The organism is Priestia sp. FSL P4-0332 (assembly GCF_038005845.1).
Taxonomy (GTDB): Bacteria; Bacillota; Bacilli; order Bacillales; family Bacillaceae_H; genus Priestia.
The window spans coordinates 2,441,097-2,454,552 of the sequence record NZ_JBBOUA010000001.1 but is presented as its reverse complement, the minus strand read 5'-3'; the positions used below and the strand labels follow the sequence as shown (position 1 = coordinate 2,454,552).

The following is a 13,456-nucleotide window of genomic DNA, read 5'->3' as shown; positions in this document are numbered from 1 at the left end:
TATCATACCCAGCGGAGATTCGTTTTCTCCGTTAACTTTTCAAAAAATCGGTTACTCTCTGTACATAGCGCTCTTTATCATAAGATAAGTACAGATAACTGGTTAACTGTACAGGCTCCCCAAAGAAAAAACGTTCATACAGCGTTTCTCTTGTGCCAAACGGACTCATAGTTAAATCCCACGCTAGTCGAAAAAGCTTAATTCGATCTTCTGCCCCTCTTGTTTTAGCTTGCAAATAACGCGTAATATCTTCTTTAACCAATGAGCGGCACGTATTTTCTGTTGGTATTGCCATTAGTCCGCTTGCACCTAAAAGCTGGATAATCTCTGTAAAGGTAGGATATGTTTTTGAAAATATATTTGCGGCAATACGAAGTGTAGTTTCATTCGGACGCATGTATCCCCATGGATCAATCTCCGCTTCTTCTTCTGCTTTCATCACGAGGGCTTTCATCGTTTCTAACGCAATAATAAGCTCCGTTGCTTTTTCTCGCACATGCGGATAGTCCGTAATGTTAATGGTCTCAATCAGAGATTGTACAATCCCTAATACAAACTCTGTTTTGACAATTCTCCTTGAACTTACTTGATGCAGAGCAAAAGCTGAGAAGGAACTAGAAGAAAGAAATGTATTTGATACGTCTACATTTTCATAGAAAAACACGCGGTTCCACGGTACTAATACATGGTCAAAGACAACAATTGTATCCATTTCTTCAAATCTAGAACTTAATGGATAATCAAACGTCGAATCTTTTCCTGCAAATGATTCTCTACAAATAAATTTAATTCCTTTTGTATTACTTGGAATCGAAAAAGCAAATCCTTTTTCTTTTCCTTGAATGCCCCCTGAAGACAGTACGAGTAGCTCATCCGTCATTCCACCCTGTGTAGCAAGCAGTTTCGCGCCTTGGATAACGATTCCCTCATTGTTTTTATCAACTATTTTTGCTGCTATCGGTTCGTCGTTTTGCTCGTAATAAAATTGGATTCGATTGACTTGAGGATCGATGAATGTATGAGTGAGCGATAAGTCGTGCTCTCTCACATATTCATAATAAGAAATGATGTTTTCAGGAAAGCAATTTTCTGTTCCTCTCAGGAGTTCTGCAGAGGATGCAAAAGCCATCAATACGGTATTCATATAATCTGGACTTCTTCCCATCATACCATGGGTTAATTGCGCCCATTGCTGAGTCATCTCTCGTCTTTTTTTTAACTCTTCTTTTGTTTTAGGCTGTAAATAAGATGTACCAACGAATTTCTTAGAAGCCGGAGATTGGTATGTCATGATATCTTTGATTTTTTTATCATGCTGAAGATCATAAAGCTTAGCTTGACTGTTAATGGCTCCTTTAAAAGCCGGATGTTCTGATATATCGCCTGTTACGAGCTTGCCATCAACCCATACATTTGCTTTTAATTGATTAATTCTCTCTACGTATTGCTTCCCATTAATTGCTGACATACTCCCACTCCCAGACTTTCGATGAATATTTTCACCTATTGCATTTTTATCATATTACGATGTCTTTTCCATGTTTCCTTCATACATCACAGCTTTGAGCATAAAAAAAGAAGGTCACAGTCACCTTCTTTTTTTGATTTATTTATATTGAATATCATTTCTTAGGGATTCAACTTTACTTAATGCTTGGTCAATATCAGACTCTTCAACATTAAAGTGAGCAAGTGCATCGTGAAGGTGCTTAGCAATTGCATTAAAATGTTCGGGTTGAATATTCATATTTGTATGTGCTTTGGCCATCGACTTTCCTGAATATTGATTCGGGCCACCTAAGGCAAAACTTATAAACTTGGCTTGATGTCGACGCTGTTTATCCATGTCCGTATGCTCGAAAAAGTGACTGACCGTTTCGTCTTTTAATACGAGTTCAGAATAAAAATAATCAACTACTTTTTCAATAGCTTCTTGTCCGCCCACTTTTTCATACAATGTTTGTTCCAAAACAATTCCTCCTTTTGTACCTTTCCCCATTATTACCCAACAGAAGTGTTCATATTCTTTAAAAGGCTTCTTTATGGAAATTCGTTGCCCACATATTTTATTCCTCTTCCACATAAAGAATAAAATGTAAAGAAGTGAACACAATGTAAAGGAATTGTAGAAGCTGCATGTAAAATCTCTCGTTACTGGTCTTTAGGAATCATTACATTTTGATAAGCGCTTATCTAATATACGTAAGTATAAGCCGGCACGCCTTTTACTCCTACTCGGCATGAAAAAAGAGAGCCGGCAGCTTCTTCGTATTTTTCTTCTTCTTTAGCTGTGGTGATAAATAAGGTTTGTAAATCGTCTCCTCCAAATGTACAGCAGGTTACATTGGAAACAGGAAGATGAATAGATTCTATAATTTCTCCTTTATCTGGATCTACACAAATAACTTTGGAACCTCCCCAAAGCGCTACCCATAATCGGTCGTGTTCATCAATTGTCATTCCATCAGGAAACCCGTCCATATCTGAAAGGTCAATCACCACTTTTTCATCTTCGAGCCTTGTTGTTTCTTTCGAAAATGAATAAGACATAATTTTATTTTTCGGTGAATCGACTAGAAAGAATTTGTCTCCTGTTCGATTCCAAGCTAGCCCGTTTGACACGCTTAATCCTTCTTTAGCACTCTTAATTACACCTTTTTCATCTACTACGTACAGCTGGGCTTTTCCTTCTTCATCTTCTTCACTCATCGTTCCAATCCAAAAGCGATTATATGGATCACATTTCCCGTCATTAAAACGCATGGTTTTTTCAAGAGTATCTAAACGGATATACTCTTCATGATTCTTTTTGTTTTTATCAACCAAAAGCAGCTGATTATGGGTGGAGACAATCAATTTTGAATGATTGGTTTTAGAAACGCTTGTAACGACTGAAGGAAGAGTAATATCTTCTAAGGTTGTCGTTTTTGGATCGTACGTAAGAAGCTTTTTATCTAAGATGTCTACTAGTACTAATTTTTGATTTTCTTCATCCCATAGGGGTCCTTCAAGCAAACGGCCATCGTACTTTTTTTCAATTTTTGCTTCCATTTTTAAGCTCCTTTTTCGTTTTTATGTACAACCATTTTTTTATAATCGCTTTCTCAAAAAAATATTCTTTTAAACAAATTAAAAAAGCTAGGAATATCTTTCCTTTTTCATAAATACCCGTTGTATGACATTCTTTAAACACCAGGTTCTAAGAGAATCTTTTCATAAAAAAAGCAGCACGCTTTGTATAGCGTGCTGCTTTTTTTATTATAAAGTTACGTGTTCTTTTTCAAGCTCTTTAACACGTGCTGCAAACTCTTCTTCTGTTAAACCGTGTTCTTTTACATAGCGGTTACGAGGGCTCACTCGGCATTCATGTGAACAAGCGCGTAAATATTTGTGTTCATTTTCTTCAGAAGCTAAGATTTTCTTATTGCATTCTGGATTTGCGCAGTTAACATAGCGTTCACAAGGCTCGCCGGTAAAGTGGTCTTTTCCGACAATCACATGCTCTTTTTGGTTAACTGGTACGCTGATGCGCTCATCAAATACATAGCACTGACCGTCCCATAGTTCACCTTGTACTTCAGGATCTTTTCCGTATGTTACAATACCTCCGTGAAGCTGGCTTACATCTTCGAAACCTTCTTCAAGAAGCCATCCAGAGAATTTTTCACAGCGAATACCGCCTGTGCAGTACGTTAAGATTTTTTTATCTTCAAACTGATCTTTGTTGTCGCGAATCCATTCAGGAAGCTCACGGAAGTTTCGAATATCCGGACGAACAGCTCCTCGGAAGTGACCTAAATCGTATTCATAATCGTTTCTTGCATCAATTACGACCGTATTCTCATCTTGCATCGCTTCATAAAATTCTTTTGGGCTTAAGTAATTACCCGTTACGCGAAGAGGATTCACATCTTCTTCTAGTCGAAGAGTTACTAATTCTTTGCGGTGACGCACGTGCATTTTTTTGAACGCATGTTCATCTGCTTCGTCTATTTTAAATACAATACCTTCAAAACGAGGATCATTTTTCATCGTTTCCATGTATTTATCTGTTTGTTCAACTGTTCCTGATACCGTTCCATTGATCCCTTCAGCCGCAATTAAAATGCGTCCTTTCAATTCAAGCTCTTTACAAAATGCCAAGTGCTGAGCTGTGAACTCTTCAGGATTTTCAATTGGTGTGTACAAATAATATAGTAGTACTTGATATGGTTTTCTTTCAGTCATGTTGCTTCTTCCACCTATCTGTTTATATTTGCAAGATATAATGCATGTAGGTCGGTTATTGTGAACCGAATTGATGGTAACAATTCATTACTTAAAGGTACATTACGACAAAAACAACATCCTTTTTATAAGGATGCTTCTATCTAAAAAGTATTACAGTGAATGATTGTTTCAAAAACATACAGTATTTAAGCCTGTAATAGTATAACATATCAAAGCGTTCACTTCTAGGATTTGTTCTTCAATAAAAATTTTATTGACTCGATACGTTCTACATGAATTTTCCCGCGCATACATGATGAGATATAAATCTTTGAGGTGGGGGGCGAAAATGATGCCTTTTTATACATTAAAAGACGGTGCAACTTTGTACTATGAACAACAAGGGGAAGGAACACCTATTATTTTCATTCACGGAGTTTGGATGAGCAGTCGTTTTTTTCATAACCAGCTTTCTTTTTTTTCAAAACAGTATCTAACTATTCTTTTGGATTTAAGAGGACATGGAAATTCAAGTCATACTCCATATGGCCATACAATTTCCACTTATGCTCGTGATGTGCATGAGTTTATAACCACTCATCAATTAAAAGACGTCATATTAGTAGGCTGGTCGATGGGTGCTTTTGTTGTGTGGGAATATTTGAAACAATTTGGTCAAGAAAATGTAAAAGGGAATATTATTGTAGATGAAATGGCTTCAGACTTTAAATGGCCCGACTTTCCGATCGGTGCATTTGATTTACCTGCGCTTATTTCGCTTATGCAGGGTATTCAGCTTGATCGATCAAGTACATTAAAAAATTTTATTCCGCTTATGTTTAAGGATGAATTAACTGAAGAAGATAAACATTGGATTATGAAAGAAGTAACGAAAATGCCTGAGTCAATAGCCAGTGCTATTTTGTTTGATCAATCCATTGTGGACTATCGAGATTTTCTCTCGTTTATTACAATCCCTACCTTACTGTGCTTTGGAAAAGAAGAAAAACTCATTCCGGTAGCAGCTGGAAGACATATTCAAAAGCTGGTTTCAGGTTCTGTACTTGAAGTTTTTGAGAACAGCTGCCACTGCCCTTTTCTCGAAGAAAGCGATCGGTTTAACAAAGTTGTGATCGACTTTATCGAACATATCTAATTTACAAGCTTAAAGAAGCAGCGCTTTACCTCCGCTGCTTCTTTAAATGAAACCTTTTATGCGTTTATGTATTACTATACTTAGGGTAATAAAATCTCGCGTCCGTCATAGGCAAAGCTTACGTTTTCATCTGAGAGCATCTCGGCGTGCTTTCGGATATCGATATTATGTGATAAATGAGTAAACACCATGGTTTTTGCCTGTAGCTTCGCTTTGATCTCCATTGCCTCTGTCACGTCATATACGGATCTTTTTTCTTTTTGAAGATATTCTTTCCAGAAAGATGTACCAAATATCAGTAAATCTAAGTGGTAAAAAGGCTGCCACTGTTCTTTTGTCACGTTAAAAGAATCGGATACATACGCCCAGCGTTCGCCTTGTTTTTGATGAACCACAATGCCGTAGGAATGACCGTTAAATCCGTGATTAACTTTATGAAACGTAATGGTTGTTTCTCTACTATGCCATTTTAACGTTCCTTTAAAGGTAAGCCCTTTTCTTTTTGCGAGATAAGGAAATCTTTCGGTTAACTCGCTGATGACTTCAGGCGCTCCTACGACTTCTGTATTTACATTATTCCAATAGCATAAATCAGCTAAATCTCCTAAACCAGCCACATGGTCATTGTGAGGATGAGTAATAAAAACGGTAGAAGGGATTTTTTTGTTATTGTATAAATGAAATTGATGTTTAAAATCAGGTGATACGTCAATCAAAAACACGTTACCGTCCATTGTAAACTGTGCACTAGGCCTTGTGCGCTGATTTAATTGATCTTTTTGTGTACATACTTTACAGTCACATAATAATCGAGGCACTCCTTGAGCATCGCTCGTCCCGTAAAATAAAAGCTTGTTCATTGCTCTGTTTCCCCCTTTTTTCTTCTAAAGGTCTATCTTTTCATTTCAAGAAATGTCCTATGTTGTTCTGCATCTTTCTTTTATTTGTCCTTCTAGAATAAAACCAGCTTTTATGTAAAACAGCCAGTCTTTTTAACGACTGGCTTTGCTATATTCCCTATAAAAAACGTTTTTATGCTTTTTCTATTGATTTCCTTCTTCATCTCTTTCAACAATATGCTGAAGAATAGATAATTTGTTCGTCCAAAATTGCTCGTAGTAAGAAAGCCAATCTTGTACTTCTTTTAAAGGCTCTGGCTGAAGATAATACACTTTTTCTCTGCCTTTTTTCTGTCCATGGACTAAGTCTGCTTCTGAAAGTATATGAAGATGCTTGACAATAGCGGTACGGCTTATTGAAAAATGAGACGTTATTTCTGAAATAGGCAATTCTTTTTCAGAAAGCAGCTCAAGTACTTTTCTTCGAGTAGGATCAGCAATGGCTTGAAAGATATCATGCTTGGGAGCTGATGAAGTCATTTAGTTTTCAACAATCTTTCGAAGTTTTTCATTTACGAGACTAATCCACCCGTAGCTCATTCTATCTCGTACTACTGAACTCTTTTCGTTTGCTTTTTCAAGAAGTGTTTCAGCTTCTTTCCACCCGCTATGAATAAGTGTAAATTCAGTTTGATTACCCATTTCTTTTAAGGTAAACGAAACGACCCATCCATCCGTATCCCAAGAGAAAGAAAGATAGTTTGGTGCATCTATTTCTAACACTTTACACGGAGATGGTCCAAAAGGCGATTGTAAATGAAATTCATATCCTACCTGAGGCTGAAAATCATTAGGCATGAACCATTGTTGGAGCCCTTCTGCAGTTGCTACTTTATCCCAAACTTTTTGAATCGGCGCGTTAAATATTATCGTCTGTTTTACATCTTCTACTACACTTTTATCATTCATCGTTATCTTCATTCTCCTTTTTAAAAAATAACACCAAAAAGTTTTATATAAAAATAATATAACACCTTTTGGTTTCATGTCAATTCCTCTTTTGAAAAATAAAATCCTTCAATACATTTCCGTTCTTTGATAAAGAGATTTGTTATAATGCTGAATGAGTGCATTTTGTTATATTTCAAATATATCTTTTAAACGATGCTTCGTCCGCTTTGTGCCAATGCATAATGAATGCCGTGCTGCAATGTTTGAAAACAATCATATTTTGATAAATCAATATGGGTCTCTGATATAACTAACCCTAAGTCAGTAGAAATTCCTACTAAAATTGTTTTCGTACCAATCAGGGACGCTGCTGCACCTAATTTTTCAATAAGACTTGCCGTATATTCAGTAAGTTCTTTATCCAATCCGGTTAAATCCAGCACAAGATAATTAGCCTGATGTTTTGGGAGGTTATTTAATGTATTGACAATCAAATCTTCCGTTCGATCCTCGTCGTATTTGCCAATCAAAGGAACGACGACTATGCCTTCCAAAACCGGAATAATAGGAGAAGAAAGCTTTTTAATAAGATCTTTTAACTCTGCTGTTTTTTCTGCTACAACGTTTTGCAAATGTTCTATTTTCTGCGCTTCTTTTCTTCTGGCTAATTGATGAATATTTTGAGTGATATCAATGTTGGAAGGGAAGTATTCTACTGTGGTGCATTCATGCCCTTCTATTTGATGTTGAATCACCTTGTACCAAATATTTGTTCCGAATAGTCCTGTAAAAATCCCTGCATAATGGGCCGGAAGAAAATTTCCTCCCTTTGTTTTCTTTTGCGCAACGTTAATTTTATGTTCCCAACTGTCTTTTAATTCAGCAGATAGAGTTTTACTTTCAGGATTTAAATATTTGATAGTGGTTTTTCCCCATCCAGCCGAAGCGTATGTATTGGTAATTAACTCAGCCGCTTCAAAAACCGTTACGCCTTTCATATTTTGAAAGTACTCTCCTACTACTAATCCTTGTCGGAAACCAGTGGTTTCCAGTACTACAGAAGCTGCCTCTTCTCCAGATATTTCTTCGATTGTGTCAAACAATGTTTTCATCGCAGAAGAAATCCAAAAAAGGATCGCATCTTCTCCTTCAAAGCTAAATTGTCCTTTTTCTAAATCCCAAGCAAAACTAAGACCACCTATATCAATATTCTTTTTTTCACCCATGGCGGAATCTCCTTTTTATAAAGTTCTTACCTTCTTTATATTTTATCTTATGTTGAAGAAGCTGGTAATAAAAATTGTTGCATATTTTCTATTGCTTGTCTAACCATTACCCATGTTTTCAATTAATAGAAAAGAAAGGTAAATGCTATAGAACTTTGAATTCGCCAACCTTTCTTTCTTTTGTATCAAACATACATGATAAAAAGGAATAAAAGCAAATTGTAATATAACATCACATTACGTTATAATATAATTATATTCAAAAGAAAGTATTTAGAAAAGAGGAGGAAAAAGATGAAGCTAAATACTCATAGCTCTACGCCTTTATATATGCAGTTAAAACAGGCTATTACAGAAGATATTAATAAAGGAGTTTATACTCCGGGTGAAAAACTTCCAATTGAAACAGATTTGTGCGATATATACGGAGTAAGTCGGATTACGGTAAGAAAAGCCGTATTAGATTTAGTAGAAGAAGGCCTTCTAATACGTCAGCAAGGAAAAGGAACCTTTGTTCAATATCCAAAAGCTAAAAGAGAGCTGTTTGCCGTTAATGGGCATACAGAGTATATGTCGGAATTAGGGAAAGTACCGCAGACTAAAATTTTGTCTTTTGGTATAAAACCTGTAAAAGCTCATGTGGCAAAGATGTTATCAATCCCTCCAGAAAGTGAAGTCCTTGAACTGCAGCGCATCCTGTATTATGACGACCAGCCTCTTACCTTAGAAATTTCTCACTACTCCTTAGAATTGTTACCACACTTAGATCAGCACGTCCATAATTCAGTTTCAATGTACGATACTATAAAAAATAAGTACAATATTGCTCCGGTTCATAATAAAAAATTATTGAACATGGTATTTGCAAACGTGGATGAAGCAAAACATTTAGAATGTGAAGTCGGAGAGCCGCTGTTTAAAGTGGAAAAAGTGGCGTATGATGCACAAAAAAGACCGATTCATTCATCTTTTCTACACTACCCTGCGAATCGCGTTACGTTCACTATAGACAGTTCTAATTCTTAATAAAATAGCGCCTTGCTTTAAAAGCAAAGGCGCTATTTTATTCATTTTAAAACCATCGCACAGTCTGCATTATATTCTTTTCCATATCCAAATGCTCCGTAATTCTGACAGGTTTGTGATGCCACCAATGATCCATTATGGAGGGCTTTGGCTATGTTTTTTTCTGGTAGGTAAGAAGAAAGAAAACCAGCTATAAAAGAATCTCCAGCCCCAAGCGTATCCACTACATTTGTAGGAATTATAGGCTGTTTAAATAATTGGTTTTCGACTGATAATAAAGCTCCCTCTTCTCCTCTTGTCACGCATACGACACTGGTTCCTAACAAGTGTACTCGCTTTATTAAATTCATACACTCTTCTTCTGGCAGGCTGCTTCCTGAGAAAAATGCATAGCTGATATATGGACATACTTGCTGTAAATATTCCTCATCGTATCTCGTAGAAAAATCAAAGGAAATATCAACAACTTTATGTAACAGTGGAAGGTCAGATTCTAAATGACTAAAAATGCTCGTATGAAGAAGATCGTGCTGACGAATATAGGTTAAATCCGATTCATTCAGCATTAGTTTTAATCTAGATTGAACGCCCCCTTTATTTGATCCTACAAAAATCCGATCACCTTGTTCATCAAGTGTTACAACCGCCATTCCATTCTCCCCTACAGCTCTTCTTACTCTGCTAATATCCATCTTTTCTTGCTGCAGAGTATTGACTACATGCTCTGCAGATTCGTCATTCCCCACGATTCCCATATAGGAAGACTGATGATTGCTCAATCTATTATAAAATACGGCCACATTTAGTGCGTTGCCGCCTGGATAGATCTTTCCTTGGTCTTTATAGTAATCTACTACATTATCCCCTACTCCAATTAGTTTCATCTGCTTATCCTCCTATTATTTAACACTCCCGTTAGCAATGCCACGGATAAAATATTTTTGCATAAATAAAAACAACATAACAATCGGTGCTGCTGAAATGGTCAGTCCAGCTAGTAATACCCCCCAATCTGTTTGCAAAGCGTCTCTAAATTGCATTAATCCTGCTGGGATTGTACGCAAACTGTCGTCGTCGATAAAGATAATGGCAAACATAAATTCATTCCATGTGTAGTAAGCTGTCAAAATTGTCGTTGTTAATAAAATGGGCGTGCTCATTGGAATGAAAATCCGAAATAAAATCCCCAAGCTTGTACATCCATCTAACCGAGCTGCTTCCTCCAGTTCTTTTGGAATCGAAAGAAAATAAGCTCGAATTAACAAGATGGTTAAAGGAATTCGATAAGCAACATAAGGCAGAATCAGTGCCAAGTGTGTATTATAGATTCCAAGTTTTTGAATAATGCTATACAAAGGAATTAAACTTACCTGAGGAGAAAGCATAAGCCCTCCGAGACATATAATAAGGACAAAAGCTTTTCCTTGAAACTCAAAGCGTGATAGCCCATAAGCTCCTAACGCACTGACCAGGACCGTCAAAAAACAAGACGCGCCCGTGACGATCACACTGTTTAAAAAGTAAGAAGATATTCCGCTTTTCCACGCTGTCACATAATTTTCAATTAGCCAAGTATGGGGCATAGACCAGCTGTGAGTAAAGATTTCATCCGTGCTTTTAAAAGAACTTATAATCATCCAAAGCAAGGGATACGCAATGACGATAAAATAGATGATCAATCCGACATATACTATCGTTACACCTGTGTACCTCTTCTTTTTTCTTTCTTTAGTGGCTGTATTGACAACATTAGGTAAGGTGACATTTGTTTTAGGCATCTGCATCAAGCGTCTTCCTTTCCTGTTTTAAATGCTTTCATTTGAACAAGAGAAATCAACAGCGTAATAATTAAAATGACAGTAGCAATTGAGGAAGCGTAGCCCATCATATCTTTCGAAAAGGCTGTTTTGTATAAATACGTACTTAGGACTTCAGATGATGTACCCGGTCCGCCTCCAGTTAAAATATAAGGTTCATTAAATACTGTAAAAGCACCAGTGAGCGTTAAAATAACAGCAACAAATGTCATTTCTTTTGTTTGCGCTACAGTAATATGAAAGAACATTTTAAATTTATTAGCGCCGTCTATTTCAGCTGCTTCATACAATTCAGGTGAGATTTTTTGTATCGCTACAATATACAGCATGGCGATATAGCCGATAGACTGCCACTGAGATACAGCAATAACTGCATAAATAGCTGTATTACTGTCTCCTAGCCAAGGTTTTGCCAATGAGTCTAATCCGACCATTTTGAGCACTTGATTTAGAAGCCCTACTTCAGGGTTGTAAAAAAAAGTAAACAACAAGGCAATAACGGTCATCGAGACGACTACTGGTAAAAAATAAACCGTTCGAAAAAAAGGAGAAAACTTTCGAATAAGTTTATCTTCTAAAACGGCAGCCACAATTAGACCGCCTCCCACTTGAAAAATAATTGAAATGACCGCATAAAGAATATTATTTTTGAGTGCCTGATAAAAAACAGGGTCTTTAAATAAGTGCACATAATTATCTATTCCTACAAAAACTTTGTCTGGTGAAAATGTGCTCCACTCATAAAGACTATCCCAAATATTCTGAAAAATAGGGATATACACAAGTAGTAAAAAAGCAAAAGCAGGAAAAAGATATAAATAAGGGGTTAGCTTATTGCGTTTTAACATCGCTTTTTCACTTCCTTACTTTTTAGATTCAGCACGAACACTCGCTGCAGCTTTTTGCACATCTTTCATTACTTCTTTAGGGGTTTTATCACCATTTAGCATAAGCTGAGCCCCTGTTAAATAAGCATCTGCAATTCGAGCATCGATTGCCATATCAAACCATGGAGCCATCTCTTTGGCTTGTAAAATATTATCTACTGCTTCTAATTGCTCCGGTGTTGAATTACTGCTGTTAGCTGTATCATTTACTGCACTGTATTTCCCTACTTCTTTTACTAGCTTTTCACCCATTTGTTTTGATGTTAAAAATTCAAGAAATTCCATCGCTTCTTTTGGATGTTTTGTTTTAGAAGAAATCATAAACCCTTCAGGTGATCCTGTTAAATTAGTAGCATTTCCTTTTCCATCCTCTACTTTAGGAAAATTAAACATGCCAATCTTAAATTTCGTTGGACCGAAAAGCTTAATTTCAGCGGTTTCAGCATAAAACATAGCTGCTTTTCCATTTGAAAATTGTTGTCTTGCATATTCATGATCAATCGAATTTGTATTTTTATTAAAGTAAGGAACTAATTCTTCTAATTTTTCTAGAGCTTTTACATAGCCTTTATCCGTGAATGTCCCAGTTTTTGAATTATAGTCTTTTGAAAGAACGTCAGGCTTTACCATGCGCTGATTTAAGGTTCCTACGTAGTGAGAAATGGTCCATGTATCCTGGCTTCCAAATTCTAAAGCTGTATAATGCTTCTTTTTTAACACGCTTAAAACATTTAGTAGCTCGTTCCAGTTTGTAGGCGCTTTTAATCCTAATTTATCGAAGATATCTTTGTTGTAAAAAAACATTTTCCCATCCATTGTGACAGGAACACCGTAAATTTTCTTATTAACGGTATATGGTTTAATTTGAGATTGAACAAGCTTGGAAGACCACGCTGAATCCTTCTTATAATAAGAGGTTAAATCTAAGGCTTTGTTTCCTCTGACAAATTGTCTAGCAAACTCATCGCTCCAAGAAAAGTACACATCAGGAGGGGTATTAGTGCCTGTCATAACTTTAATTTTGTCTTTATATGAATCGTTTAAGACCGCTTCTGTTTTAATATCAATATCAGGGTGCTGTTTTTCAAATTCTTTTACAACTTCTTCAAAGTAGCTTTTTTCAGGTTCTTTTGGCCATCTGTGAAAGAATGTTAATGTTGTCTTTCCTGTGTCTGAGTCTGAAGACGTTTGTTTTCCAGCACATCCCCCGAGCATTAAAGAACAACTTAAAAGTGAGGCTAAGATTAAATTTGTCTTTTTCATATAGAAACCCCCTTATTGTAAGTGCTTTCATATATAAGTTATACTATAATGTTTTATAACATTATAGTATAACTCGTAAGGA

14 protein-coding genes are annotated in these 13,456 nt (G+C 36.3%); 2 read left to right on the top strand and 12 right to left on the bottom strand.

What is annotated here, in order from left to right:
• Positions 1 to 31 precede the first annotated feature (31 nt).
• The 4 genes from hpaB to trhO form a co-directional block, all read right to left on the bottom strand.
• Positions 32 to 1,468 (bottom strand): 4-hydroxyphenylacetate 3-monooxygenase, oxygenase component, encoded by a 1,437-nt coding sequence (hpaB, locus tag MKY06_RS12375; protein ID WP_098277886.1) that lies wholly within the window; start codon positions 1,466 to 1,468, stop codon positions 32 to 34.
• A 138-nt stretch (positions 1,469 to 1,606) separates the two neighbouring features.
• Positions 1,607 to 1,969 carry a group I truncated hemoglobin gene (locus MKY06_RS12370; protein ID WP_098196502.1) on the bottom strand — a complete coding sequence of 121 codons (363 nt, stop codon included), beginning with the start codon at positions 1,967 to 1,969 and terminating at the stop codon, positions 1,607 to 1,609.
• 224 nt (positions 1,970 to 2,193) lie between these two features.
• Positions 2,194 to 3,051 carry an SMP-30/gluconolactonase/LRE family protein gene (locus MKY06_RS12365; protein WP_053487279.1) on the bottom strand — a complete coding sequence of 286 codons (858 nt, stop codon included), beginning with the start codon at positions 3,049 to 3,051 and terminating at the stop codon, positions 2,194 to 2,196.
• A gap of 207 nt (positions 3,052 to 3,258) precedes the next feature.
• Complete coding sequence (gene trhO, locus MKY06_RS12360; protein WP_055990891.1) at positions 3,259 to 4,227, bottom strand: oxygen-dependent tRNA uridine(34) hydroxylase TrhO; 969 nt, start codon at positions 4,225 to 4,227, stop codon at positions 3,259 to 3,261.
• A gap of 334 nt (positions 4,228 to 4,561) precedes the next feature.
• Here trhO and MKY06_RS12355 point away from each other — a divergent pair, with 334 nt between their 5' ends.
• Complete coding sequence (locus MKY06_RS12355; protein WP_176525729.1) at positions 4,562 to 5,365, top strand: alpha/beta fold hydrolase; 804 nt, start codon at positions 4,562 to 4,564, stop codon at positions 5,363 to 5,365.
• 80 nt (positions 5,366 to 5,445) lie between these two features.
• Here MKY06_RS12355 and MKY06_RS12350 read toward each other — a convergent pair whose 3' ends face one another.
• From MKY06_RS12350 to MKY06_RS12335, 4 genes are all read right to left on the bottom strand, one after another.
• Entirely contained in the window at positions 5,446 to 6,225 is a 780-nt protein-coding gene (locus MKY06_RS12350) for an MBL fold metallo-hydrolase (protein WP_098277885.1), read from the bottom strand.
• A gap of 183 nt (positions 6,226 to 6,408) precedes the next feature.
• Positions 6,409 to 6,744, bottom strand: coding sequence for an ArsR/SmtB family transcription factor (locus MKY06_RS12345; RefSeq protein ID WP_013057109.1), 336 nt, complete (start codon positions 6,742 to 6,744; stop codon positions 6,409 to 6,411).
• Positions 6,745 to 7,173: an SRPBCC family protein gene (locus tag MKY06_RS12340; protein WP_029321843.1), complete on the bottom strand. Its 429-nt coding sequence runs from the start codon at positions 7,171 to 7,173 to the stop codon at positions 6,745 to 6,747.
• A gap of 188 nt (positions 7,174 to 7,361) precedes the next feature.
• On the bottom strand, positions 7,362 to 8,381 hold the full coding sequence (locus MKY06_RS12335; protein ID WP_289914287.1) for an STAS domain-containing protein: 1,020 nt from the start codon (positions 8,379 to 8,381) through the stop codon (positions 7,362 to 7,364).
• A gap of 294 nt (positions 8,382 to 8,675) precedes the next feature.
• Between MKY06_RS12335 and MKY06_RS12330 the strand changes: the two genes are divergently transcribed.
• A complete protein-coding gene (locus MKY06_RS12330; protein ID WP_013057106.1) occupies positions 8,676 to 9,407 on the top strand; it encodes a GntR family transcriptional regulator in 732 nt (243 codons plus the stop codon).
• Positions 9,408 to 9,448: 41 nt separating this feature from the next.
• Here MKY06_RS12330 and MKY06_RS12325 read toward each other — a convergent pair whose 3' ends face one another.
• The 4 genes from MKY06_RS12325 to MKY06_RS12310 are packed head-to-tail and all read right to left on the bottom strand — an operon-like array spanning position 9,449 to position 13,374.
• On the bottom strand, positions 9,449 to 10,291 hold the full coding sequence (locus tag MKY06_RS12325; RefSeq protein ID WP_013057105.1) for a fructoselysine 6-kinase: 843 nt from the start codon (positions 10,289 to 10,291) through the stop codon (positions 9,449 to 9,451).
• 15 nt (positions 10,292 to 10,306) lie between these two features.
• The gene (locus MKY06_RS12320; RefSeq protein WP_057273200.1) at positions 10,307 to 11,191 is read right to left on the bottom strand and encodes a carbohydrate ABC transporter permease; all 885 of its coding nucleotides are present in this window, start codon (positions 11,189 to 11,191) and stop codon (positions 10,307 to 10,309) included.
• A complete protein-coding gene (locus tag MKY06_RS12315; RefSeq protein ID WP_098277883.1) occupies positions 11,191 to 12,072 on the bottom strand; it encodes a carbohydrate ABC transporter permease in 882 nt (293 codons plus the stop codon). Before MKY06_RS12315 ends, MKY06_RS12320 begins: the two co-directional genes overlap by 1 nt.
• A 15-nt stretch (positions 12,073 to 12,087) precedes the next feature.
• A complete protein-coding gene (locus MKY06_RS12310; RefSeq protein ID WP_028408490.1) occupies positions 12,088 to 13,374 on the bottom strand; it encodes an ABC transporter substrate-binding protein in 1,287 nt (428 codons plus the stop codon).
• Positions 13,375 to 13,456: the final 82 nt, after the last annotated feature.